We start from the raw sequence: 24,944 nt of genomic DNA, 5'->3' as shown, positions 1-24,944 counted from the left end.
TTTTGAACACGCACTTATACTGTGAAACTACCAGCACTTTTACTTATCTGCCCGAAGCCCCGAATAAGCCGACCTTCCTGAGTCTCCATGCTCTCTCAGACTCCAAAGAGCTTTGATGAGTCCATGAATACGGAAGATGTTATTCATCGGTCTGAACCAGAACGATTCGGATAACGCGTACAAGAACAGACGTGTGACTTCACGTGCCGTATACCTTCTACGCGCCAGCCAAACTTCAAATAGAATGACTGCCGCAGATAGGAGTGAACCGTAGAGCAGTAAGAGCATACCCAGCACAACTAATAGACTGTTCTCCACAAACGGCAGCAGCAGACCTATGAATAATAGCAATAGCGTCCCTATTTCCAAAACAGGCCCAATCAATTCAACCATAATAAAATAAGGGATCGTCACCATGCCCATCCAACCGTACTTCGGATTGCCTGCCATCTCCCGTTGCTCCCACATAGTGTTGGTCAACTGACGATGCCAGCGTATTCGCTGCTGGTGCAGCCCAGCACATGACTCAGGCACTTTTGTGCTGCACACGGGATCGTCTATATACACGATTCGCCCCCTGCCCTTGATCTGTTTCATGTGCTTGTGAAGACGCATGATCAGCTCTAGGTGTGCCATTCTCGGATCAGGATTATATCCTCCGACTTCCATAACATAACTTTTTTTGAACAATCCAAAAGCTTCTGACGTGAACAATAACGTATTGATATTATATCTAACCAAGCCCAATCCACTGATGAGAAATGCACGGATATACTCAATTCTCTGCATCATAAGCAGTGGACTTTTTGGAAGATCTGCAACAGGCTTTTCACTCTGAATGTGGAATCTGGAGCAGGACACCTTCTGCGAGTTCGCAAGCTCTAATCGCCCACCACATGCGATAATTTCTTCGTCAGGCAATGCAGCCATAATAGGCTTCATTATTTTCACAAATGCATATTTGTCCAGCATGGTTGTAGGGCCAATGGATGCAAAATACGGATATTGTGAGACACGTATTCCGGCATTCAAAGCATCGGAGTGTCCCCCATGCTGCTTATCGACCACGACAAGATTATCGTATCGCAATGAACGATATGCACCTCTGATCTCTCCAACGGCCTGCCCAATACTCGAATAATGAATCTTGCTCTTAACAGTAGACAGTTTATACACTTCCATTAATCGTTCCATCGTATCGTCTGTTGAGCCGTCATTAATCACAATCACTTCGTAGCAGCCATAATGGATATCAAGGAGATGATTTACATCCGCAATAATGGTGTTCTCTCGATTATGAACTGGTAACAGTACAGACACCGGAGGAGCGAGTGCTTCATTAAGCACTTCATCATAGTGAAGCAGATCTAGATCCTTTTTTCGCACCATCGTACGAACGGCCGCTAGAAATAACCAAATACATGCGATGATCACAACAACGAGATATATCCATATGCCTTTATAACATAACAGAATTAAACTCTGCAGCAGTTCAAGCCATCTTTCGTTCATACTGCTTCCTTTCCAGCGTTTCTTCCGCTATCTGCCTCGCATATTTGTCCGGATGTACTCTTGCTACGCAGCGTAATTTCTCGATTCCTTGATCATATTGAGCGAGAGAGTTAGCAGCTTCCTGCCTTATTTCGTAAGCGGGATCACCCATAAGTCCATTCAGATGCTCAATAAATCCCTCTGTGTGAACACGTCCCAACAACCTAGCGTACATAAGTCGTTCTAGACGTGATCGAATACATCTCTCTTCATGCCAAGCAAGTAATAGCTTATCCTTGGTTCCATCACTCATCCTGCCGATCTGGGCTAAGGCACGCAGCGAAAAGATGCGCTGCTCTACATGATCTTCGAATAGCAGTCGTTCTAATAACGCCAGCTCCCTCGTCGTTTGCACATTTCGAATACGCATGGCATCCACGACGCTACACTTTGCCTGCACAGGAAGCTCCGCATAGTGGTCAACGACCTTCTCCCAGATCTCATCCGTAAGTAATAGCATGATCTGCAAATATTGCGAATCCGACATGGCTGTGTTTCTCTTAAGCAGCTCTTTCACTAATCGTACATAGCCTGATCTAGCGTAAATTCTCAAAATAATAAAACGTTCCTGGATCGAACATAACGAAGAACGCATCATCTCTTCCAGCCTAGGTAGAAGTTCCGTCATCTGAAACTGCTCTATGTAGAGCAATGTATTAATACGTTCACTCCATTTCATCGAACCAAGCTGTGTCCGGTACAACGTACCAAAGGCCTGTCCTGCGAGGAAGCGAATCCGTTCCCTTTGGAGATCATCCGTACTTTCCTCCAGTTGTTGCAGTAACACTTCCTGTAGCGCTTTTTGCTGAACTTTCCTCACATCCAGCAGCTTTGGTGTGATCTCTCCTCCTGCAAGGTAGTGACGAAGTGAAGAATCATCAGCCATTAGGTCGCGAAAGGCCTTTTTTTGGAGTTTTAGCGTTCGTTGCTTCAGCCGATTTCTCCACAACAAAACGAGATAGATGGCCAGGAGTGTCACCAACACGCCTCCACAGATTAAACCGGTCACCTGAACCAAATAACTACTTCCCGTTTCCGTCCATCCCGACATGGATTTCCCAAACCACTGCACTCTGTTTCTCATATATTCACTCATGACTTGTCCCTCAATCGAATAAACCGCCTACCATTGGTTACACTAGTAACCATTTCCAAAGAACAATGTTCGTCTTACAACCGGTGCGATATACGTATGATCTGCTGATTATTAGCCGTCCTTAGATACGGTCAAAATGCTTACTAAGCATTCTATCGGCAAACTACGTTTGTGATATAATAGGGAAAGAAAATTCTGAGACTTCACATGATGATCCGAAAGGCTTCAGTAATATATTATTCCAGAAAGAGGGATATCTTCGTGGCTCAAATTAGTCCATTTTACCTTCAGATCGGTGCAACTCTAGGTATGCTCATCATGGCGCTGCTCGCCATCTTCATTCGCATGAAAGCCAGTCATCGCCCTGTCACTATTCGTAAAATTCTGATTCCACCACTCGGTATGAGCACAGGGTTTCTCATGTTTGTCGTTCCTGAAACGCATGTCCCACTGCTGTGGGCAGCTATTGCACTGCTTGTGGGTTGGTTTATTTTCTCGTATCCGCTTATCCGCAGTACTCGCTTCGAACGCATTAACGGCGAAATATTCGCAACGCGCTCACGCAGCTTTGCTTTTATCTTGCTTGGACTGCTCGCTGTGCGGCTCATATTGCATGAAGTTATCCAGCGTTATGTATCCATTCCACAGACAGGTGGACTATTCTTCCTACTCGCCTTCGGTATGATCGTCCGCTGGCGTGTGTACATGTATAAGCACTATAAAGAAGTCATTAATGCAGAGGAAGCCTAGGTCGCGTCTGAAAACTCGCTGAAGTGTATCTTTCTCCGCTCCATTTTTTCACACACATAGACACACCAAAAGACACGTTCTCTGCATCGGTATGCGGAAGAACGTGTCTTTTTAAGGTTAAGCGTTCTATAAGGCTAAGTTCTATAGCGCTAAGTTCCATGTGGTTGCGTCCCATTGGAATTCAGCCGCAGAACCAAAAGGGATAGTACACTTCACTTCACATCAATTCTCATTTCATCAATTCTCATTTCATCATTTCATCTACATTACTCAGGGTCGGCAACCTTAACTAGTTGTTTACCCAGGTTATCCCCTGAGAAGAGACCCATAAATGCGTCAGGTGTCTGTTCGAAACCTTCTACAATGTTTTCCTCATATTGAATATGACCTGCTTTGATCCATTTAGCTAACTTCGCACGCCCTTCCTTAAAGGACTTGGCGTAGTCACCTAATAGGAACCCCTTCATTAATGCTGTATTGGTTAACAACAGGGTCTGCGGACGCATACCAATATCTGGTTTCTCCAAGTTATAGGACGAGATCTGTCCACACAATGGGATACGTGCATTGCGGTTAATGTGACGCAACACCGCATCCGAAATTTCGCCGCCAACATTATCAAAATAGACATCTACGCCATCAGGGCATACCCGTTCAATGGCAGCAGTCATATCGTTCTCTTGTTTGTAATTCAATACCACGTCGAATCCTAATTTGTCTTTGAGGTATGCGCATTTTTCATCAGAACCAGCAATACCTACGACACGAGCGCCTACGATCTTGGCAATCTGTCCTGCGATCATCCCTACCGCGCCTGCTGCGCCTGATACAACGACCGTCTCGCCTTCCTTAGGTTTACCGATATCCTCCATTCCGAAATAGGCTGTTAGCCCCGTAAGTCCAACCGCGCCCAAATATGCAGTCAATGGAGCTTCTTCGGTATCAATCAATGAAAGATCTCCTGTATTAACCGCCGCATAACGTTGCCAGCCCCACATCCCTGTCACAAGGTCACCCTTACGCAGATTAGGCTCCGAGGATTCCACCACTTGACCAATTGCTCCGCCTTTAATCACTTCGTTCAGCGCATAGGGTGGTGAATAGGACTTCGTATCCTTCATCCGACCTCGCATATACGGATCAACAGACAAATATAATGTACGAACCAGAACCTGTCCTGCTTCCGGTTCAGGAAGTGGTGTATTTATAAATTGGAAATTGTCACGGGATGGTGCACCTTCTGGACGAGATGCAAGTACGATTTGTTCATTTTCAGACATCTTAATGACCTCCTTGTAACCAGTGGATCAGCATTAACTCTCGCTTACGCTTACACTCTACCACCAGCACGATATGTTATAACCTTCTCATCAAAAGTTGTTCAAATCGTCCCCAGCTAATGAAAACAGGACTTTTTGAACACACTCTTATATTTTAAACCGAAACAGGCGGATCACAAACGTGGGCCGCCTTGAAATTCACTAAAATTATAGAGGTTGTTCAAAAAGTCCGCTTTTGATTACGAAGGATGCGCGAGCGGCATCTCAGCATCGAATATGGGATTCAGCCGAAATGTCCGTTGCTCACGTAGTCCTGCCTACGCTCCGCTACTCCATTTCTAGCTTCATCCCATCTTCTTGGTACTGAAAACCGCCCTTTTTGAACACGCACTTATAGTGATTGAGCCTCCGTCGTATTCCCCTATTGAGCCGTTAAAATCACTGGGCCATCTGCTGTAATCGCAATGGTGTGCTCATATTGAGCAGACAAGCTTCCATCCATTGTACGCGCCGTCCAACCATCTGAATCAAGCTTACTGCGGAACGTACCGATGTTCAACATAGGCTCAATCGTAATGACCATGCCTTCTTTGAGTCGTGGTCCACGATGAGGCGGGCCGTAATGAGGCACCTGCGGCTCTTCATGCATTTTCTCGCCAATGCCGTGCCCGATAAACTCACGAACAACCGACAGCCCCTCGCCTTCAGCATATGTTTGGATTGCATGCGAAATATCCCCGATCCGGTTGCCAACGACAGCAAGTTCAATGCCTTTATACAGCGAGTTTTTGGTCACATCTAACAAATGTTGTGCTTCTGGTGTAACTTGCCCTACTGCATAAGACCACGCAGAATCAGCGAGCCATCCGTTCAAATTCACGACCATATCAATCGTTACAATGTCGCCGTCCTGCAACACATATTTCCCGGGAAAACCATGACAGATTACGTCGTTTACTGAAGCACATGTCGCAAATTGGTATCCGTTATACCCTTTTTGCTCCGGCGTTGCACCATTTTTCTTCATAAAAGCTTCTGCAAATTGGTCAATCTCCTGCGTTGTGATCCCTGGACGAATCATTTTCGCTATTTCTCTATGGCATGCGGCAAGAATCTCACCTGCTCTTTTCATCTGTTCAATCTGCTCTTTTGTTTTCAATGTAATCATGACGACTTCTCCTTGTCCGTTAAGATCTTACCTTGTCTTCTATTGTAACGCTAATTACTCAAAATAAGAAATTCAGTATAAGTAAATTGTTAAATAACCGTGAAAATACCAACAATTTATTATACGCCTGGCCCGATCTTTATGAATATATTTTTCTGAAGAAACCCGAAACCCTCTTCCTCGGCCGTGCGTATATGCTAAAAACGATGGTAGACGAAAGGATGAAAGCTCATGCTCAAAAAAATTCTTGGCAAACTTCTCGACTCCAAATCTTCATCACACCGAAGGCGCTACAGCTCCTCTGACAGACGACGTTCCTATAAACGGTACAGCAGTTCGTCAGGGAAACGTTCCTATAAACGCTACTCCTCATCCGATATGAAATACCGGGATAGCCGTCATGGCTCTGGTTACTATAAGAGCAGAAAGTATAGCTCAAGCTAATCAAGCTGCGCGCTCTTGAACGATAGAATGTGCATAGTAGAACTCCAATTTAGGTTTGTAAAACTCACTTTGGCGTGCTGTGTAAATTAACAAAAGGGTGTCCACGCTGGCTGTATTTTAAGCCAGCGCGACACCCTTTTTATGCATTCGTTCCGTATAATTTAACAACAAAAAGGACCTCCGCTATGACGTTTACAGAGGTCATTCGTCACCATCTTCGTCCTACACCTGATGTTAAACTGATCCATGCAGCTTGGGCAGAATCCGCTGCATCTCAGCCTGCAGCTCGGGTGCCCCCGCCTCATACCCAGGTCTAAGCCCCAGCAACCTCTCCAGCATAATGACCAGATCCGGCTGAAGATCCAGTTCCTCCTGCCAGCTTGCAGGTGCTTTCCCTTTCTCTGGTTCATAGGCAGAGTACAGCATAAATAGAAGAAAATGACCGAGATCCTGCAAATCCTGATCAGGCGTTGCTGGTTCATCTTCAGGTGCAGGCAACTCACGCATACGTCGTTTCAGCTCTGGCAACAACGGCTCCCCCATTTGCCTCGCCAGGCCAAAATCAATCAGATGCAAGTGCCCATCCTTCATAATCACGTTGGGAATTCGTACATCCCCATGGATATAACCCTGCTGATGAACATGAGCGATTGGAGATAATAACTGGCTCGCCAGTTCAATACATTCTCGTTCGCTATATACCTGGCCCTGTTCGAAGATATACGTCTCCAGCGTCTCTCCCCGAATATATTCTATAGCAATGTAACTTCTTCCCTTATATATAAATGCATTCAAAAGTTTGGGAATCGCCGGGTGCTGCAGCCGGCTCATCACATCTGCTTCTCTACTCAGCAATCGGGCAGATAACTTGCCTTTGCTGGGCTTCGAACCTTTTAACGCAACCTCATCTCCTGTTTGTTCATCTATACAGAGGTATGTCAGTCCGTAGCTTCCCATACCAAGCAATTCGCATATCGTATATCTTTCCGCTATTTTTGCCCCCTTTGGCAAGGGTCGATCTGTCCACAGTCCCAGCAATCTTTGCCAGCTTCGTTGCAGCTCCACTCATTATCCCCATTAGCATACGACCGCTACCACTCCATCATGATCATGCAGAGCAAGCTTTGTTTGCTGATTTTCTTGTTGTTATGGAGCTTATTATAACAGTCCGAAGATGGGCAATCATAGCACGAACAGCAGTGGATCTTATGCCGTATGCCCGCTTACGCTTATGCCTCCTTATGCTTCTTCGGCAGCAGCCCAAATAACATGCGGAGCGTCGTTCCCTTAGGCTTGCGCTTTCTTCCCTGATAGCTGCGTAAATTGGTCACCAATTCACGATCCCGCTCTTCCTCCAGCTTTTCATTCATCCATAGGCGCTGCTTCTCCATCTGCTCTTGGAGAGCTTCATGCGTATCGGCAAGATGCTTCAAGGTTAATTCCAATTCATCCACCCGGTGCTGTAGCTGCTGCACTCGATCATCCTGCTGCGCCACTGCACCAGCCGTTACTTCAGTAACTAACTGCCCTAACCCCTCATATGATCTCAAGCTATTTGGCGGCTCGGCTCCTTCCGGGAATAACGCAGGCATGATCGTTGCCGCACATTCGCTTTCGGACGTATCACCTATTTCAACTGTGGATGCTTCTGGAGATAGAACCGTAACCACAGCATCCACCAAGGGCAAATTATGTTCTCTAAGCTCCGTCATCAGACGTTCAATGCATTCCACATCCTCGGATCGAAACAGTCTGGATTTGTTGGCAGAGCGTTCAAACCGATAGCCCTGCTCCTCAAGTGCTGCTGCATATTTTCGAAGTGTACTGGCTCCAATGCCCAGACTCTTGGCCGTTTCCGTCGTAGCTCCTGCTTCTTCAATCATCATTATTCCCTCCCGGAATGAAGTTTTGTAATCAAGGTCGTGACTTCTGCATCAACCTTTTGTAACAACCATCGGATCGGGGCAACTTGTCTACTCCGCATATACATGGACGATACTTGCACATGCATATGCATTATGATTCGCTTGCCAATATGTATTCGTCAGTTCTGCTTGCGAACCCTTTGACGCTTTAGTTCTGTTTCTGTGGATTCATAAGAACTTTTGTCAGACCACTTATTCGCATAAATCTCTGATGATCCGACAACCTACAAGAATGGTGTCATGTCGAATGCGGTCAATGCAAATGCCGTCAAAATTTTGGAAACACGATATTCATGTCAATTTTGTTAACTCCATTACTCCAATACGCTCCCGCGATAACGGATATCATTGCTGTATAGCTTTTTTGTGTGTTATCTTATGTAACGTAGAAGCCATTATCAGCATAAATTATAGGACAATACTTAACATAGGACTCAAAATAATCGGAAAAATCAAAAGGATACGGGGGATGAACGGCTGTGTTAGGCAAATCAGGTAAAGTAGCGGTGATCGGGGCAGGTCTTGTTGGTTCAAGTTGTGCATATTCAATGATTAATCAGTCGATCTGTAGGGAAATTATGATGGTTGATCGGACATACGATCGCGCTGTTGCGCAGGCTTTAGATTTTTCCCATTGTATGGACTTCACACATAATCGCACCAAAGTATACGCAGGCACTTATGCTGACTGTGGCAGTATGGATGTGATCGTGCTCACAGCTGGGGCGAACCCTAAGCCTGGTCAGACACGTCTAGATATTCTGGAAGAAGCCGAATCCATCGCCAAAGATATTGTCGTCCCTATCATGGAAAGTGGTTTCAGCGGGATTTTTGTCGTCGCAGCGAACCCGGTTGACATAGTAACTTATATGGTATGGAAGCTGTCAGGTCTTCCACGCGAACACGTCATCGGCACAGGGACTTCCATCGATTCCTCCAGACTCAAAACACTGTTGTCCGAGGTCTTCTCCATTGATCCCCGCAGTGTGCACGGTTATGCTCTAGGTGAGCATGGAGAATCACAGTTTGTTGCTTGGTCGCACGTTACCATTGGCGGCAAGCCGATCCTGCACATTATGGAGCAGCACAAAGATCGTTTCAAACATCTCGATCTGGAAGATATCGCTCGTAAAACGAAGGACGCAGGCTGGGAGATTTTCACTCGCAAAGGCTCTACCCAGTTTGGCATCGGTAATGCACTTGCTCATATCACACGCTCCATCCTCAATGACGAGCATAAGATCATCGCCGTCTCCGCGATCCTTGAGGGAGAGTATGGACAGAACAATGTCTGTGCGGGCGTTCCCGCGATTATCGGTGGCAATGGCATCCAAGAGATCATCGAATTGAATCTGGATGCATCCGAACGCGAGAAATTCGAACGCTCCTGCGCTGTATTATCTGGAAGTATAGATCGCCTTACCATGGTATAACTTAGTGAAAAGTAACCAAAGACGCCAGTGACCATTCCCGAGAGGAATGCACTGGCGTCTTTATCTATGCGTATCTATACAAGTTTAATTAAAACTTGATCTCACTTCAATTAGGTGCAAGCTGCGGCTGATCGGTTGGTCCCCATTGCTGGAGCACCCTCTTCAACTCACTGAGCATAACAGGCTTGCTGATAAAGTCGCGCATGCCGATCTCTAGACAAGCCTCCTTATCCTCCCGTTTCGAATTGCCCGTGACCGCAATAATCGTTGGAATACGATCTTGTGGAATCAATCGGTGGACAAGATCCGTCGCTTTAAGCCCATCCATGACAGGCATTTGAATATCCATCAGTACAATATTATAGGTTTTCTGAGAGATGGCCTCAATCGCTTCGACACCATTCGTACATACATCTGGCTTGTATCCAAGCTTCTCTAGATATTCAGTCAAAATCTTCCGATTCACCGGATGATCCTCAGCAACTAATATACTGATCGGCACCTTGTCACCTTGACGTGTACGATCATGTGAGAATTGGCGTGCGGCTTCCTCTTCCGGTACATCGACACTTGTGGCAGGGACGGCGAACCGGAAGGTAGAACCTTCTTCTTCCTCACTCTCTACGCTGATGCTTCCGCCCATAATCTCGACAAGGCGTTTCGAGATAACAAGTCCAAGCCCTGTACCTCCATACTTCCGATTAATGACCGGATGCAATTGGGAGAACGACTGGAACAACTGATCCAGCTTATCTGCGGGAATACCGATACCCGTATCCTTAACCGCAAAATCTAGCACGCTGGATTCAGGTCTGCGTCCCTTAATAATGTCTACCGTGACATCAATACTTCCCTGATCCGTAAACTTGAGTGCATTACTAACGAGGTTCACAAGGATCTGTCTAATCCGCATCGCATCACCAACCATGAATTCCGGAATGCTAGGATTGAGACGATATCTGATCTTCAGTTGCTTCTCATCCGCGCGAGGCTTGAACAACTCCGCCACCTGCTCTAACATTTTGCGTAGTGAGAAAGGTTCGTAAGCTAGCGCCATCTTGCCAGACTCCAGCTTGCTGAAATCCAGAATATCATTGAGGATATTGAGCAATGCGTCGCCGCTCTCCTGTATAATCTGGGCATACTCACGCTGTTCCTCAGACAGATCCGTCCCGATTAGAAGCTCTGTCATGCCCACGATCCCATTCATCGGTGTACGAATCTCATGGCTCACCATAGACAAGAACTCAGACTTAGCCTGAGCCGCCAATTCCGCTGTCTCCTTGGCACGTACAATTTCACGTTCGCCAGTGACATCGTTGAATACGACAACGGCTCCTTGAATCTGACCTTGATCTATAATTGGCGTCACCTGGTATTCCACCAAGAAGCTGCTTCCATCCTTACGCCAGAATACATCCTCTTTGATTAAGCGTCGCTGTCCATCCATGACAGTCATATGAATTGGACACTCTTCTACGGGGAAATAACTTCCGTCTGCGCGAGAATGGTGCATGATCGGATGCGAGCTTTTACCCACAAGCTCCTTCACTTCATAACCAAACATCGATGCCGCTGCGGGATTCATAAACATCGTTATTCCATCTGCATCCAGACCATAGATGCCTTCCGTAACCGAATTCAGAATCAGCGTATGCTGCTTGCTAAGCTCTTGAATCCGTTCCGTATAATCTTTTCGCTCTGTGATGTCAGATAAAATACCGTATACACCGACCAATTCCTGATCCACAATGATAGGCACATTCATGATGGATACATCGATCTGTCTACCTCTAGCATTAACGACACATGTCTCATAGTGCTGTGGCTTTCCCTGCTTTACTAGTTCAAAGTAGGTTTTACCATTCTGCACTTCGTTTTTGTCTAAATTGTTCAGAAAGGATCGCCCAATCAATTCACTGCGCGGAATATTGAGCAATTGAACAAGATTACGGTTGACTGAACTATATCTACCTTCCAGATCCAACGAATACACGGCCGCTGGCGTATGTTCAAATAACGATTTGTACCGCTGACGACTCTCTCTTAAGCGTCGATCTGCATCCTTATGCTGTGTAATATCTCGGCTGATACTTACAACCTGCGTATCTTCACCTTCTCTGCCTGATACCGGCTTCGCCAACGTCTCCATCCAGATGTAGTGCCCTTTTTTGTGCATAACACGCATCGTACATCCATTGCCAATTACGGATACATCTAATGGATCTGGGTAATCCCCTGGGTAACAGTAGTCTTTGAAGGACTTGCCCGTCACCTCTTCTGGTCGATAGCCAAGCAAAGGATACACCGAGGGAGACACATACAGCAATTCTCCATCTAGCGAACATTTCGTGATGAGATCCTGTGCATGATCCGCAAGAATCTGATACTTTTCCTGGGTCTCATGCAACTTACGCTCCACTTCCATGATCTCAGTTACATCTTTGGCAATTCCATATATGCCCACGACTTCTCCTTCTGACGTGATCGGCACATAAGTTATATCCGCCTGTCTCAGCGAGCCATCTCTATGATAGAACTTGAGAGAGTTACTGACTGAACGTCCAGCCAATACTTCATCAATACATTGTTGACGTGATTTCTCACTCTCTGGTGGACAGAGATATTCCCGGTTCATATGAATCAAGTCTTCAAGTGTGTGCCCTGAAATCCGCTCAACGGAGGGATTAGCATCAATATAGTTTCCATGGATATCCATAACATAGATGGCATCCGGGTGGTTAAAAAACAAGGATTGGTGTGAACTTCCCTCAGAAATAATGCGTTTTAGGGTTTCCGTTTTATTCATTTCCAAGGCTTACCCCTCTTTTCTTAGCCTAAAGCTTCTTATAACAACGAAATATAACACTGTAATTATAACTAGGCTTACCCTCGAATAACCATGTAAACCCGCCTAGAAACAGCTTTTTTTATTTTAACAGATTCCAATATTTTTTGGATTAATATCTCGCCTTAAATTCTCAAAACCTCTCTTTAAAAAAATTGAAATTCTCTCAATGCAGTATCATTTGGTATACAGACGTAAATCAATTAAGAAAAGATTGTTCCAATTTTATACAAATATAACGATACATTTTGTATCAAACAAGTTATAATGGATACAAAAAAGGATGTGCATATGTCTGTGAAAAAAGAGAAATTAATTGAAATTTATTTTCTCCGAAGCATCTCATGTCTAGCCATCGTACTCACACACTCGATCGGTTTCTCCACCAAGTTTTATACCGACCTGTTGAATTCTTCGCACGTCATTGGAAGAAACATTTTGGATAGTCTGAACCTTCTTCTCAAATTCGGCACCCCAATGTTTGTCTTCATCTCCATTCTCCTACTCTCCTACTCATACCGCGACGGAATAAGAAAGGGATTCCTCCTCAAACGGTTCAAGTACATCTTCATTCCATTTCTTATATTCAGCGGAATTTACAGCGGACTTGCTGTATCCGGATTTCTTGACGCGGAGAATCGGAGCTTCGGAAGCCTACCCAGCGTGTTATTCCAACATATCTTTCTGGCAGGATTCCACGGATATTTCGTAGTGATTATCTTTCAATTCTACATACTGTTCTACCTGTTCAAAAAACTCCTTGATCAATGGAATCCCTTAACTGTAATCACCGTCTCATTCATCATTAATGTCGCTTATCTTGGATTCTTCAATTTTGTAGGCAAAATTGAAAGCATTCCGCTATCCGGCATCATCTGGAGTAGCTTTAATTGGCTGCCTTTTGTCGGTTGGTTGTTTTACTTCTCACTCGCCTACTACTGTGGTCGAAATATAGAACAGTTCAAAGCCCTTCTTGCCCAACATAAAGTATGGGTTAGCACGCTTCCATTGGTTCTGATGGGAATCGTATTATTCCTGTACCATAGCGAAATCATTCCTGTCTCCGATTCCAAGCGGATTGATATGCTCTTGCTCACGACCTTTCTCTTCTTCGGGCTATACCAATTCGCAAGCCGACTTCAACGCGTTCCACGAAGTTTACTTCTTATCAGTGACTACTCCTTCGGGATCTATCTTGTTCACTGGTTCTACCTTCATCTGATGGCACAGTTACTACAAGCCGCCTCCTTATCATTAGGGTATTTCACGATTCCGGTTCTGTTCCTAGGGGCTCTCACGTTCTCCATCATCACGGTGTATTTACTCAATCGCGTTCGCGTTGGAAAATTCGTGGTCGGTCAGATTGGGAAGGGACGAAGCGCTACTCCTGTTCAGGTGGAGCGTAGCACAACAGGAGAAGTACCTGCCTAAGCTTAGATTTGAATTTTGATAAACCTTCAGAAGGGATGAAGTTGAACATGGTATTTCCGAACAAGGTGAAGATTGCGTATGGCAAGATGCGGGGATGGGCTGTGTTCGGAAAAATACAACCTACACTTGGACTACTGCCGAGAATACGAGGCAAAGTGTATTTGAACAAATCGGGAGAACTACAGGTAGGTAAACGACTTAATATCATAGGGAAACCTTGGGGAACCCAGCTAACAGTGGTCAAAGGAGCACGTCTAACCATTGGTGACGATGTACTGATTAACGCAGGCGTAGGAATAGCCGCCAATATAGAGGTTGTCATTGGTAACAATGTGATGATTGGACCGCGCACAAGTATATTCGATAGTGCATACCACCGAATCGATTCTCTGGATGATGGGAGTGAGATGGCACAGCGGATAACGATTCAGGATAATGCCTGGATTGGAACAGGGGCTCTCATTCTTCCTGGCGTAACGATTGGCAAAAATGCCGTGGTTGCTGCCGGAAGCACCGTCACCAAGGATGTTCCTGATAACACCCTTGTGGCTGGAGCACCTGCCAAAGTCATTCGGGAATTAACCATCCATGACGGATGGATTAGAAGATAGCAAATAAACTCGTGCTATAACAAACAAAGATCCCCTTCAGGCATTCATGCAGATCACATCTGCACGCTGTGCTTGAAGGGGATTTCCCCTTGGAAGAAGGGAATCCAAAAATCTGGGGATAACAGCGATCGGAAGGTTATTCTGTCATCGAAGTGGTAAGTGTAAACCTTCTTTAGTTGAACTTATATATACCGAGAAGGAGCAAGGGGGCACACTTCATCAGATCTCTTTTTTCTTGAAATAGAGAATACCTGCGAGGATAAAAAGAACAGCACTCCCACCAACAACCGTCAGCATCGTCGCCAGCGGAACATTGTAGGCTCCAAATCCCCGCCTTCCATCGGTGCCATAAGAATGACCGGCTGTGCCCATGGATAATATGGACCAAATGTCACCGAGTTCACGATCAGAATATTCGGTACCGTTAGAGCAAAGTTCAGCGCGAGTGGTGCGGCAAAGCTGCTCCAGATCAAGGAGACCAGCAGTTGTAGCGCAGCGAGTGGCACACAGGCGAATAGTCCAAGGGATAACTTACCCACAATTAATCCCCACGGTATTGGTTCCGTTATACCATGAACGAGACCTGCCAGCATAATGGCTGCAAATAGCAACACTTGTGTACCCGCTAAGAGCAACAACACAATGGTGAGCTTGGCGGCATATACACCAGTGCGTGTAAGCGGTAAGACCAGCATCTGCTTCCACCCTCCGCCCGAATGTTCAAATCGACAGACAAAAGAAGTAAATACACCAGTCAGAATTGGGAGCAGCAGTAAGCCATGAAGGAGCACCATTGTACTCATCAGCACTTCCCATTGCCCAGAAGGCGATGACAGCAAGCCGATGAGCAGCGCGATTAACGGGCTAAGCAGAATTAAAAGCCAGATCGGAGATTTCCCCATTTTTAACCGTTCAGAAGACAGGATTCGGAAATAGGTTGTCGCAAAGCTCATCTACGCCACATCCTTCCGGCTGAAATGAACCATACCCATCAGCATAATCAAGATGCCTACGCCTAAGCCCAACGCGGGATAGATCAAGGAGCCTTTCCAAGCCATCATTGACCAAGCAAGTGGAAAATGTGGTGAGATGGTCAGCGCAAACATGCCTGTCACTGCAAGAACAATCCCAAACGTTACAGGTAGAGCCTGATTCTTGGAAACCATGGTGAGCCATAGCTCCACGGATAATACGGGCAGTGCGCCAGCCAGCGGCAGAATACCTAATTTAACAATGGATAACCACGGAATCGCACTCGCATCAAACCCAAAGATCAATCCCAGCCCAATAGTGCCAACAGATAACAGCAAACAAGAAATGATCAGCAGCACACAGGTCATGATGAATTTAGCTAAGTACACCGCTGGTCTTGAAATAGGTAATGCCAGCAGTTGTTTCCATGAGCCCTGTTCATGCTCCACATTCGCCATCATGGAACTAATAATGGTTGCTCCTAACATGAGCGCCAGGGGTACAAAGACGATGACATTCTCCAGAAGACCTTCCCATAGGTTTCCGCCATAAACACCTTTTAGATAATCCAATCGTAATCCAAAATTCAACGCCTGCATCAGTGTAAGACCAATCGGAGCTAGGAATACAAGAAACCAGATGCCCTTGCCACGAATCTTAAGCCAATCCGATGATAAAGCACGTCCCGTCATACGGTCGCCCCCTCACCAATCACCCGCATAAACAGGTGTTCCAACGATTGGCGATGTTCCTCCACACGATAGATGGCATGGTCATGCTCAACTAGACGTCTTACTAATAATGCGATAGCGCTATTATCCATGTACGGGAACGTTAGCACAGAACCTTGTCGTTGACCGAATTGCCCCTGCTCTCTAGCGAGCTTGATCGCGTCTTCCGGTTCGGACACCGTCAGACAAATAGAACTGCCCGTTTGACTGTGCAGATTAGCAATGGTATCCTGCAGCACCATCTTACCCTCGCGGATAATGCCAACTCGGCTCGCCATCTGCTCTACTTCACTCAATAAGTGGCTGGATACAAGAACGGTAATACCATGTTCCAGCGGCATACGTTTGATCAGCTCTCGAATTTCCTGAATACCTGCCGGGTCAAGCCCATTCGTAGGTTCGTCCAAAATCAATAACTCAGGCTCACCCAACAAGGCGCTCGCGATACCCAGACGCTGCTTCATTCCCAGAGAATATCCCTTCACTGGACGTTTGGCATCCCGAGTCAGATCCACGATGGACAGAACTTCTGCAATTCTCGACTTCGGCACGTTAATAATCCGGCGCAATGCCTCCAGATTTTCCACCGCATTCAGATGACCATAGTACGAAGGATACTCAACAAGTGATCCTATACGCCGCAGAATGTCCATGCGATCTTTGCGAATATCTTGGTCGAAGATTCGAATAACACCCTTTGTTGGCTTAATTAAGCCTAGTAGCATGCGAATCGTTGTTGTTTTGCCCGCACCGTTCGGACCTAAGAAGCCGTAGATATCTCCTTTTTTGATATGCAGGTCAAGCTCACGTACTGCTGCTCGATTACGATATGTTTTCCATAGATTAGCCGTTTGAATAATGTTATCACTCACTGTTTAATCACCTCGGATAACATCGTAACCCGCCAAGGTTAAAATCAACGTTATCTGAAGTTTAAGTTTAGTTTAAAAATCAGTTTTATCACTTTTCACTCCTGAGCCGCCATAGAGATAGATTCGAACCCCTTCTGCTGAACTGTCCACCTTCTTGCGGAGACCCATCTCACGAACCAACAGATCCACGATGGATAGACCAAGCCCAGTCCCCTTCGTACCTGTATCCTCCAGCATGCCTGGCCCATGATCCTGAATAAGTAGTGCCGTCTGTCCCTGAATCTGCTCTGTCGAGATGCCAATATATTTGCCTACTGCTGCATATCGAACAATGTTCTGAAACAGATTATCGAGAATACGGCGCATGCCCTGTTCATCCACCTGCCAGAGTAGGGGCTCGTCCGGTAGATCAATGTCGATATCGAACTGTTCCTTCTCCCAGACTGGATACCATGCCGCAGCTACTTCCCTGACGATCCGCAGCATATCCTTCTCCTCCAGCTTCAACGTATACTTTCCACTCGTCAGCAGGTTATAGGATAACATGTTGTCGATAAGTCCACCCAGATCCTCCATCTTCGCTTCCATGCGCAGTAATGAATTATTGCCCGTATGACTTAGCTGCTCTTTGTGCAGAGCGTGCATATGTCCTCGAATAACCGTCAACGGTGTGCGAAGATCATGGGAAAGCCCCGCAATGAGACGTTTGCGCAGCTGTTCTTCCTCTCTCTCCCGGTGCCGACTATCTGTAAGCTGACGTATCATATCGTTGAACGACTCCTCCAGTTGCCCAATCTCATCCTCTCGTCGGATATCAACAGGTAGCGGGATGCCTTCCTTGCCTGGTGCCATCATTGCCGTCTGTAAACGGACTAACCGCTTGCGAATACGAGCGAAGAACAGAATCGACATCAGAATGAAGAATAGAAAGATGATGGCCATGAATAGCCCAAGGTACAGGAGCTCCATCGGCCAGTTATTTTGTTGTTTTTGCATCAAGTAACGAGGAACTTCAATTACCATGAAGCCTTTTCCCTTGTCCTGATCGCCGCCTTCGATAAAAGAAACCACCGTGAGCGGATCTCGATACGTCGCTTCCTTCATAAATTGCAATGTACTCGCCGCATCCCACACGGTTGGAACTTGCGTCACGACGCTCTTTCCGTCATCCAATGTCCATCGCAGCGTCTTCATGACCGTATCGCCTGACGTCACTTCTGACAGAGTTACGCCTTCGCCTGCTAACATAAAGATTGTATTCCCACGTTCATCCACCAGGTACATGGAAGACTTGGGATACCTGTTATGTAGCTGCTTGATCCGTTGATCAACCTCGGTTGAACTGGCCTCGCCTAATTTCATTGCCTCTTTAGACCATAGATTGCTTATATGGTTTACGTCACCATAAGGTGCATCATTGTTATAACTGTTGTTCACCACAACCACGTAAATAATAGATGTAATTGGAAGAACGACAGGCACGAATAAAATGGCCGCCAAAATAAGAAACATATAACGGGACATTAAGGAACGTCCGAAACGGAGCTTTTTCTTTTTCACAGACTCCTGCTCTTGTTGCTTCTTGCCTTTGCGTGAGCCTACTCGCCATGTCATGGCTTCTTCACGCGGTAACCGACACCACGGATTGTCTGAATGATGGTCGGATTGGCTGGGTCACGTTCCAATTTCTCACGCAGATGACGAATATGTACCATTAATGTTTTGTCTCCATCCAGATAGGACTCATTCCAGACCGCTTCATAGATTTGCTCCTTCGTTCGAATCATGCCCATGTGCCTGAGCAGGTACGCAAAAATATGGAACTGTTTCCCAGATAGAATGACTTCCTCTTGCGTAAGCTCATTCACAATCCGATTATCCTTCTCATAGATGGACAGATGATCAAGCTTCACAACTTCATCCGCAGTAATATTCGTCCCAGCCTTACGCAATTGGACTTCTATTCTAGCGGCTAGTTCGTCCGGGTGAAAAGGCTTCGTGACATAATCATCGGCAAAATCAAGTCCATGCAGCTTATCGTCAATAGACGTTCTAGCCGAGAGCATGACAATTGGAATGCTAGGATGTTCTTTTTTGAGTCGCTGCCCTACCGTAAATCCATCCAGACCCGGAAGCATGACGTCAAGAATAATCAGAGCGCAGCCTTTGGCCGCCTCCGTTGCACCTTCACCACTTTCCAACCAGATGACCTCATATTCACGTTCTTCCAGATCTGCTCTAACCCATGTCGCAATTTCGATCTCATCTTCAATGTATAATAGTTTCGGCTTCATACGCTCGATTCGTTTCCCTTCTTTACCCTTTGGGTTAAATATATTTGAAGCACAATTAGATGCTGTTCGATCATTCTCAGCTTCTTGAATCTGAACGATCAAGGCAAGCTTCTTGCATTAAATAGATACAAATTCATGACATCGGGGTACAGTGAGTCCCTCTACATTCCATTATAACCTAATCACTCATCTGGGAAATGTTACATAAACAAGTGATGCTCTGCATCATGCAGAGTAATCAGCCACATTCGAGGGATTACGATCCAACATGCCAACATACGCTGTGTGTTACGACGGGAGGATACTTACTATGCTGCTGGAAGCCATCTATCATCAACCCAAACGCAATTGGGCTTATGCCTATGACAAGGATACCGTTCGCTTGCGTCTACGTGCCAAAAAGAATGACCTCACCGAGGTACACGCCCTGACTGGGGACAAATACGCTTGGGAACAAACAAAAGAATTGATCCCTCTAACGAAGTATACATCGGACTCGATGTTTGATTATTATGAAGGGCAAGTACGCCCTCCTTATCACCGTCTAAAATATGCTTTTCTCCTCAAAAGTGAAACCGAACAAATCTGGATGACTGAAACCGACTTCCAAGAGGAAGAACCCGATGAGCCGGGGCGAATGTTTCAGTTCCCATACATTCATGAAGGTGCTGTATTTACGCCACCTGCTTGGGTGAAAGATGCCGTGTTTTATCAAATTTTCCCCGAACGGTTCGCAAACGGGAATGCTGAGCTTAATCCAGAGAAGGTCGAGCCTTGGGGAGGCGAGCCGACACCGTTTAATTTCTTCGGCGGTGATCTACAAGGCGTCATTGATCACCTCGATTATCTCAGCGAGCTTGGCATTAATGCGATTTATTTCACACCGATCTTCGAAGCGACAACCAATCATAAATACGATACCGAGGATTACATGCGGGTAGACAGGCACTTTGGAGATGCAGATACTATTAAACGGCTTGTTAAGCTGTGCCATGAACGTAAAATCCGTGTCGTTCTGGACGCGGTATTCAACCATGCCGGGAAGACATTTGCACCGTTTGTCGATGTACAGCAGAACGGCGCAGAATCCAAATATAAGGACTGGTTCCACATACATGAGTTTCCGCTGGATGTGAAGGATGGCATTCCCACGTATGAGACCTTTGGCTTCGAAGCCCATATGCCAAAGCTAAATACAGAGAATCCCGAGGTGAAAGCCTATTTGCTGGAGGTTGCCGAGTATTGGATCAAAGAGGTAGGCACCGATGGCTGGCGACTCGACGTCGCCGATGAAGTAGATGATGCCTTCTGGCGAGATTTCCGCCGGGTTGTGAAGGCTGCCAATCCGGAAGCCTACATCCTTGGCGAAGTGTGGAACGAATCGTCTGCATGGCTACAGGGTGATCAGTTCGATGCGTCGATGAACTATCCGTTTACCGAAGCGGTCAATCATTTCTTTGTCAAAAATACAATGCATGCCGAGCAATTTGCTAATTCTATTGGTCGTCAATTATCCCGCTATCCTCATCAGGCGAGCGAGGTCGCTTTTAACTTATTAGATAGCCACGACACACCCCGCTTGCTTACCCTCTGTGAAGGGGATCAACGGAAGATGAAGCTGGCTGCATTATTCCAATTTAGTTTCATGGGTGCACCGTGTATCTATTACGGAGACGAGATTGGACTAGACGGTGATCATGATCCTGGATGTCGCAAATGTATGGAATGGGATGAGGCAAAGCAAGACCGTGAACTGTTTGATTTTTATCAGAGACTTATCGCGCTCCGTCACGCTCATCCTGCTCTGCGTGCTGAAGGTACGATTCGATTCCTACAAGCCCGCGAAGGTGGCAGCCAGCTTGTCATGGAACGTCAGGATGAAGAAGAGCGCATTCTAATTCTGTTCAATCGCTCAGAAGAAACGGCCATCGTTGAGCTGGAGACGAGTACAGATGATTGGAATGAGCTGTTTGGCGAGAAGCACCGGATCGCACTGGAGGATGGCATACTTGCGATTGAGCTTCCGGCTTATGGATATGCAGTGTTAAGCATGGCTCTGGAGTAATATAAGGGGTTCGTACCAGCTTTCCGTTTCGAACCCATGAAAGCCAAAGAGGCGCCAGCAGAAGGTTACTACACTGCTAGGCGCCTCTTCATATTTTAATTTTATTCTGACGTTGAACCTGCTGCCCCGTCTGTTTCTAACTCTGGTTCCGGAGCACGCTTTGCCTTCGGTTTCGCAAGCTTCTCCATCATTTTGCGTCCTGTCGGGGTCTGAGCCAGTCCACCTTGAGCCGTCTCACGGTGCCTGCTTGGCATAGCACTGCCCACTTCAAGCATGACATCAATCACTTCGTCCGATGGAATGGCGCTACGCACCCCAGCAAGTGCCATATCAGCAGCGGCTAGAGCGGTTACAGCGCCCAGTCCGTTGCGGACGATGCAAGGAATTTCGACGAGACCTGCGACTGGATCGCAGATAAGACCGAGTGTATTTTTTAACGCCAAACCTACCGCATGAACAACCTGCTCCGGCGTGCCTCCACGTAGCTCAACCATAGCACCCGCCGCCATACCAATCGCGGAGCCTACCTCAGCCTGACAGCCACCCTCAGCACCAGAGATAAACGAATTGTTTGCAATAACATATCCGATCGCCCCAGCACAGAACAGTCCGTTAACCAGATGCTCGTCAGTCCAGCCAAAACGTTCTTGTGAACTGATGAACACACCTGGAATAATGCCGCACGAACCCGCTGTCGGTGTAGCAACAATTCGCCCCATGGATGCATTGACTTCAGAGACACACAGGGCATATGCCATCGCAAGTGCTGAAGCATCACCTGAGCAAGTCTCTCCTTTACGAATGTATTCCGCCATCCTCTTGCCGTCTCCACCAGTCAGACCACTGCGCGAAACTGTATCTTCATTCAGTCCTTTATGAACCGCTTCCTTCATCACCTGATAATATTCAGACATCTGCTGCACGACATCTGCTTCCGGCGTATTCGTCTCTTGGACTTGTTCTTCAATCATTAACTGAGCAATGGTCTTGGATTCAGCCGTGCAGATCGTATTCAGTTCATGCAAATGCTTAAATCGCATCTGGACTCACTCCCTTCTTCAAATCAATTACACGAATATCCAGCACATGATCCAGCGACTTCAAACGGCTTAACATATTCGGGTCTGGCGCCCCATCCATCTCCATCGCAGTCAATGCTTCACCATCCCGACCTTTCCGGTCTACCTGCATATAACCGATGTTCACGCCTGAGGAACTGATGGTGGACGTCACGGATGCAAGCACCCCTGCTTTGTCCGCATGACGCAGCACCAATGTTGGGAACTCCCCACTGATCTGGACGCGAAAATCATTCAAGGCATGCACTGACACACTGCCGCCCCCAATGGACGCACCAATCAATGAACATTCACGGTCACCGTGCCACAGTTCAATTTTGACCGTATTGGGATGGGGAGCAGGTAGGCCACTTGTGAAAAACTCAACCTCCATACCCGCTTGCTCTGCATACTCTTCAGCATCCGGTATTCGCGGATCGTCTGTCGCATAATCAAGCAATCCGCCGATTAGCGCAAGATCTGTGCCATGCCCTTGATACGTATCGGCAAACGATCCGTATAGTGTTAACCGGGCGCGCTCCGGCGTACAACCCAACCACTGACGAGCAATTCTGCCAAGTCTCGCCGCACCAGCCGTATGTGAACTTGAAGGTCCCGTCATGGATGGACCAATAATTGAGAAAACATCTTTAAAACGCATCAAAAACCCTCCATTTGTATTCGTCATGTTCATCCAGATACTTAACCATAACGTTCCATTATTACTGAATGATGACATCAAAAAAGGACAGAAGAAGGCCTTAAGCCCTCTCTCTGTCCTCGATACCTGAGAGTTTCATGATCAACAGCGTCAGTCGATACAGTGCATGCCTTGTTCTTACACATACTGTACCAAGCTGTTTAATCATATACCCCTTGGGTGGCGCATCATGCGCACTCTCCAGAGTTGCGTCCAACGATGGTACATTTACCTGAGAGATTAACCGCCGCGCCGGGTGCGTAGGCAGCTTGCTCCTTCGGTGCCTGATCGCAGGCCATCTTACTTAGCCAACTCAGGTCTCTCCCGCTCGTTATCATTCGCTGTATGGAATTATTCTGATGAGATCAGAATGATGATAATTATGATTCAAAATAGTGACATTAAAGCTAAATCATATCGTGATCCGACGAAAAAACACTCTTACTCATTAAGATTAATCGACCGGAAGTTTCATGTCAATAAACTTAACGATTTGTTAGCTTCAAATCAAATGTAAGCGTTATCTACTGTGAACTTTTGTCACATCGGCACTCATGTTTATTCATTTGTTTACATCTCTGCTGTTAATTCTATGTATGTTCAGGTGTGTCCAATGGTTCGGGTGTTAAGGCAAACTTCTGTCTAAAACCTTCTGTCCAAGACCTTCTCCCCTATAGGACACACCAATGCCCAACTTACTTACTATTACTTTCTTTCTTTTTTTGTCGAGCCATTTCACTTCTGCAGTTGTTCTCCGCATCAGTCTAACCTACTTCATCGTTGCACTCTTCGTCACAGCCTCTTGATAATACGAACTTCTTGAAGGAAGCAAGCTGGTGATCCATAAGATAAGTGCCACTAACATCATGGCTGCTGAGACAACCGTATACACAAGACGAAGGGATAAATATTCTGCCACTACCCCTGCAATCAAAATAGAAGCCACTTGAAGCGCGCTCAGCATCAGTCCAATGACACTGCTCATCCTGCCCATTAGATCTACCGGAATATTATTCTGGTAAAAGGTAATCAGGCCTGTGTTGGCAAGTGCTGAGCACAGCCCAAGCAAGATAAAGGCGAACGCTGCAAGCTCGAAGGAAAACGAACGTGCAAATAGGAAATAACCAAGCGAAACCATAAGCACGCCGATCCCCATCATATGACGGATCGGAATATGTTTGGCAAACAGGGTGACAAGCAGCGAACCAACTAGATAACCGACGCCAGTAACACTCATCAATGCCCCGTATTGAGATTCAGACAAGTTCATCACCTGGCGAATAAACACGACTTCCTGTGCATCCAGCGACATGCCAATGACGAGAACAATCTGAAAAATGACGTAAATCCCTACAACGTAACCACTCTTGCGGCTAAACCTTAGCACGGCTTGCCAGTCCTGAGCGATGATCCGCGGCGACAATTTCGATGGCCCACCACGCTGCTCGCCTATACCCAATTTCGGCAACATCATAAGAATCAGAGCGGACACAGCAAACGAAACACTATTCACGTAGATCGCTACTGCGGGGATAGATAGAACAATAATACGCCAGCTACAGCAGGCCCCGTAATAAAAGCTCCTGAGCTAATGAGTGCCTGCATCGAATTGAATCGCTTACGCCGCTCAGCCGGTACCAGCCGAGTAATGTACACCTGGGAAGAAGGTACAAATATCGAGGACGACATACTAATCAGAAACATCACAGCATACA

General features: G+C 46.4%; 20 protein-coding genes, 1 pseudogene and 1 riboswitch. Of the genes and pseudogenes, 5 read left to right on the top strand and 16 right to left on the bottom strand.

The features are described from left to right. Positions 1–39 precede the first annotated feature (39 nt). Together DMB88_RS02400 and DMB88_RS02395 are read right to left on the bottom strand one after the other, a co-directional pair. On the bottom strand, positions 40–1,512 hold the full coding sequence (locus DMB88_RS02400; RefSeq protein ID WP_128100058.1) for a glycosyltransferase family 2 protein: 1,473 nt from the start codon (positions 1,510–1,512) through the stop codon (positions 40–42). Then, a complete protein-coding gene (locus tag DMB88_RS02395) occupies positions 1,493–2,635 on the bottom strand; it encodes a HEAT repeat domain-containing protein (RefSeq protein ID WP_128100057.1) in 1,143 nt (380 codons plus the stop codon). Before DMB88_RS02395 ends, DMB88_RS02400 begins: the two co-directional genes overlap by 20 nt. Before the next feature lie 273 nt (positions 2,636–2,908). On the opposite strand from DMB88_RS02395, the gene DMB88_RS02390 reads away from it, so the two are divergent. Beyond that, positions 2,909–3,397, top strand: a complete 489-nt coding sequence (locus DMB88_RS02390; RefSeq protein ID WP_174715264.1) for a CcdC family protein — start codon at positions 2,909–2,911, stop codon at positions 3,395–3,397. Between the two features lie 266 nt (positions 3,398–3,663). On the opposite strand, the gene DMB88_RS02385 is transcribed toward DMB88_RS02390, so the two are convergent. The 4 genes from DMB88_RS02385 to DMB88_RS02365 all read right to left on the bottom strand — a co-directional run bounded on the left by DMB88_RS02385 (position 3,664) and on the right by DMB88_RS02365 (position 8,175). After that, positions 3,664–4,677 (bottom strand): NADP-dependent oxidoreductase, encoded by a 1,014-nt coding sequence (locus DMB88_RS02385; RefSeq protein ID WP_128100056.1) that lies wholly within the window; start codon positions 4,675–4,677, stop codon positions 3,664–3,666. Between the two features lie 421 nt (positions 4,678–5,098). Continuing rightward, the gene (gene map / locus DMB88_RS02380) at positions 5,099–5,845 is read right to left on the bottom strand and encodes a type I methionyl aminopeptidase (RefSeq protein ID WP_128100055.1); all 747 of its coding nucleotides are present in this window, start codon (positions 5,843–5,845) and stop codon (positions 5,099–5,101) included. A 678-nt stretch (positions 5,846–6,523) separates the two neighbouring features. Further along, a complete protein-coding gene (locus DMB88_RS02370) occupies positions 6,524–7,354 on the bottom strand; it encodes a serine/threonine protein kinase (RefSeq protein WP_128100053.1) in 831 nt (276 codons plus the stop codon). Positions 7,355–7,518: 164 nt separating this feature from the next. Further along, positions 7,519–8,175: a MerR family transcriptional regulator gene (locus DMB88_RS02365; protein WP_128100052.1), complete on the bottom strand. Its 657-nt coding sequence runs from the start codon at positions 8,173–8,175 to the stop codon at positions 7,519–7,521. Positions 8,176–8,693: 518 nt separating this feature from the next. On the opposite strand from DMB88_RS02365, the gene DMB88_RS02360 reads away from it, so the two are divergent. After that, the gene (locus tag DMB88_RS02360) at positions 8,694–9,647 is read left to right on the top strand and encodes an L-lactate dehydrogenase (protein WP_128100051.1); all 954 of its coding nucleotides are present in this window, start codon (positions 8,694–8,696) and stop codon (positions 9,645–9,647) included. Between the two features lie 106 nt (positions 9,648–9,753). Here DMB88_RS02360 and DMB88_RS02355 read toward each other — a convergent pair whose 3' ends face one another. Further along, positions 9,754–12,456 (bottom strand): PAS domain-containing hybrid sensor histidine kinase/response regulator, encoded by a 2,703-nt coding sequence (locus tag DMB88_RS02355; RefSeq protein ID WP_254438419.1) that lies wholly within the window; start codon positions 12,454–12,456, stop codon positions 9,754–9,756. A 330-nt stretch (positions 12,457–12,786) separates the two neighbouring features. Between DMB88_RS02355 and DMB88_RS02350 the strand changes: the two genes are divergently transcribed. Continuing rightward, the gene (locus tag DMB88_RS02350) at positions 12,787–13,926 is read left to right on the top strand and encodes an acyltransferase family protein (protein ID WP_164848583.1); all 1,140 of its coding nucleotides are present in this window, start codon (positions 12,787–12,789) and stop codon (positions 13,924–13,926) included. A 47-nt stretch (positions 13,927–13,973) separates the two neighbouring features. After that, complete coding sequence (locus DMB88_RS02345; RefSeq protein ID WP_174715326.1) at positions 13,974–14,537, top strand: acyltransferase; 564 nt, start codon at positions 13,974–13,976, stop codon at positions 14,535–14,537. Positions 14,538–14,756: 219 nt separating this feature from the next. Here the strand turns inward: DMB88_RS02345 and DMB88_RS02340 are convergent. The 5 genes and pseudogenes from DMB88_RS02340 to DMB88_RS02320 form a co-directional block, all read right to left on the bottom strand. After that, positions 14,757–15,490 (bottom strand): annotated as a pseudogene (locus DMB88_RS02340) (ABC transporter permease). Further along, the gene (locus tag DMB88_RS02335; RefSeq protein WP_128100048.1) at positions 15,491–16,201 is read right to left on the bottom strand and encodes an ABC transporter permease; all 711 of its coding nucleotides are present in this window, start codon (positions 16,199–16,201) and stop codon (positions 15,491–15,493) included. Next, positions 16,198–17,112, bottom strand: coding sequence for an ABC transporter ATP-binding protein (locus DMB88_RS02330; RefSeq protein WP_128100047.1), 915 nt, complete (start codon positions 17,110–17,112; stop codon positions 16,198–16,200). The genes DMB88_RS02335 and DMB88_RS02330 overlap by 4 nt, the downstream gene beginning before the upstream one ends. A 72-nt stretch (positions 17,113–17,184) precedes the next feature. Beyond that, positions 17,185–18,726, bottom strand: a complete 1,542-nt coding sequence (locus DMB88_RS02325; protein WP_128100046.1) for a HAMP domain-containing sensor histidine kinase — start codon at positions 18,724–18,726, stop codon at positions 17,185–17,187. Beyond that, positions 18,723–19,406: a response regulator transcription factor gene (locus DMB88_RS02320; protein ID WP_128104271.1), complete on the bottom strand. Its 684-nt coding sequence runs from the start codon at positions 19,404–19,406 to the stop codon at positions 18,723–18,725. Before DMB88_RS02320 ends, DMB88_RS02325 begins: the two co-directional genes overlap by 4 nt. Positions 19,407–19,716: 310 nt before the next feature. Here DMB88_RS02320 and DMB88_RS02315 point away from each other — a divergent pair, with 310 nt between their 5' ends. Beyond that, positions 19,717–21,471, top strand: coding sequence for an alpha-glycosidase (locus DMB88_RS02315; protein ID WP_128100045.1), 1,755 nt, complete (start codon positions 19,717–19,719; stop codon positions 21,469–21,471). A 101-nt stretch (positions 21,472–21,572) separates the two neighbouring features. On the opposite strand, the gene sdaAA is transcribed toward DMB88_RS02315, so the two are convergent. The 4 genes from sdaAA to DMB88_RS02295 form a co-directional block, all read right to left on the bottom strand. Further along, a complete protein-coding gene (gene sdaAA, locus DMB88_RS02310) occupies positions 21,573–22,511 on the bottom strand; it encodes an L-serine ammonia-lyase, iron-sulfur-dependent, subunit alpha (RefSeq protein WP_128100044.1) in 939 nt (312 codons plus the stop codon). After that, complete coding sequence (sdaAB, locus tag DMB88_RS02305) at positions 22,501–23,190, bottom strand: L-serine ammonia-lyase, iron-sulfur-dependent subunit beta (protein ID WP_128100043.1); 690 nt, start codon at positions 23,188–23,190, stop codon at positions 22,501–22,503. Before sdaAB ends, sdaAA begins: the two co-directional genes overlap by 11 nt. A gap of 250 nt (positions 23,191–23,440) precedes the next feature. Further along, positions 23,441–23,566: riboswitch (glycine riboswitch) on the bottom strand. 432 nt (positions 23,567–23,998) lie between these two features. Further along, a complete protein-coding gene (locus tag DMB88_RS02300) occupies positions 23,999–24,742 on the bottom strand; it encodes an MFS transporter (protein WP_128100042.1) in 744 nt (247 codons plus the stop codon). A gap of 8 nt (positions 24,743–24,750) precedes the next feature. After that, on the bottom strand, positions 24,751–24,933 hold the full coding sequence (locus DMB88_RS02295; RefSeq protein WP_254438604.1) for a hypothetical protein: 183 nt from the start codon (positions 24,931–24,933) through the stop codon (positions 24,751–24,753). Positions 24,934–24,944: the final 11 nt, after the last annotated feature.

The organism is Paenibacillus sp. DCT19, from assembly GCF_003268635.1.
Taxonomy (GTDB): domain Bacteria; phylum Bacillota; class Bacilli; order Paenibacillales; family Paenibacillaceae; genus Paenibacillus.
This window is presented reverse-complemented; position numbering and strand designations above follow the sequence as displayed.

Coding starts and splice junctions, on each gene's coding strand:
- DMB88_RS02295 (WP_254438604.1), bottom strand. CDS start 24,933: ATGTTTCTGATTAGTATGTCGTCCTCGATATTTGTACCTTCTTCCCAG.
- DMB88_RS02365 (WP_128100052.1), bottom strand. CDS start 8,175: ATGATGATTGAAGAAGCAGGAGCTACGACGGAAACGGCCAAGAGTCTG.
- DMB88_RS02395 (WP_128100057.1), bottom strand. CDS start 2,635: ATGAGAAACAGAGTGCAGTGGTTTGGGAAATCCATGTCGGGATGGACG.
- DMB88_RS02355 (WP_254438419.1), bottom strand. CDS start 12,456: ATGAATAAAACGGAAACCCTAAAACGCATTATTTCTGAGGGAAGTTCA.
- DMB88_RS02325 (WP_128100046.1), bottom strand. CDS start 18,726: ATGACATGGCGAGTAGGCTCACGCAAAGGCAAGAAGCAACAAGAGCAG.
- DMB88_RS02320 (WP_128104271.1), bottom strand. CDS start 19,406: ATGAAGCCGAAACTATTATACATTGAAGATGAGATCGAAATTGCGACA.
- DMB88_RS02335 (WP_128100048.1), bottom strand. CDS start 16,201: ATGACGGGACGTGCTTTATCATCGGATTGGCTTAAGATTCGTGGCAAG.
- DMB88_RS02350 (WP_164848583.1), top strand. CDS start 12,787: ATGTCTGTGAAAAAAGAGAAATTAATTGAAATTTATTTTCTCCGAAGC.
- sdaAA (WP_128100044.1), bottom strand. CDS start 22,511: ATGCGATTTAAGCATTTGCATGAACTGAATACGATCTGCACGGCTGAA.
- DMB88_RS02400 (WP_128100058.1), bottom strand. CDS start 1,512: ATGAACGAAAGATGGCTTGAACTGCTGCAGAGTTTAATTCTGTTATGT.
- DMB88_RS02345 (WP_174715326.1), top strand. CDS start 13,974: ATGGTATTTCCGAACAAGGTGAAGATTGCGTATGGCAAGATGCGGGGA.
- sdaAB (WP_128100043.1), bottom strand. CDS start 23,190: ATGCGTTTTAAAGATGTTTTCTCAATTATTGGTCCATCCATGACGGGA.
- map (WP_128100055.1), bottom strand. CDS start 5,845: ATGATTACATTGAAAACAAAAGAGCAGATTGAACAGATGAAAAGAGCA.
- DMB88_RS02315 (WP_128100045.1), top strand. CDS start 19,717: ATGCTGCTGGAAGCCATCTATCATCAACCCAAACGCAATTGGGCTTAT.
- DMB88_RS02385 (WP_128100056.1), bottom strand. CDS start 4,677: ATGTCTGAAAATGAACAAATCGTACTTGCATCTCGTCCAGAAGGTGCA.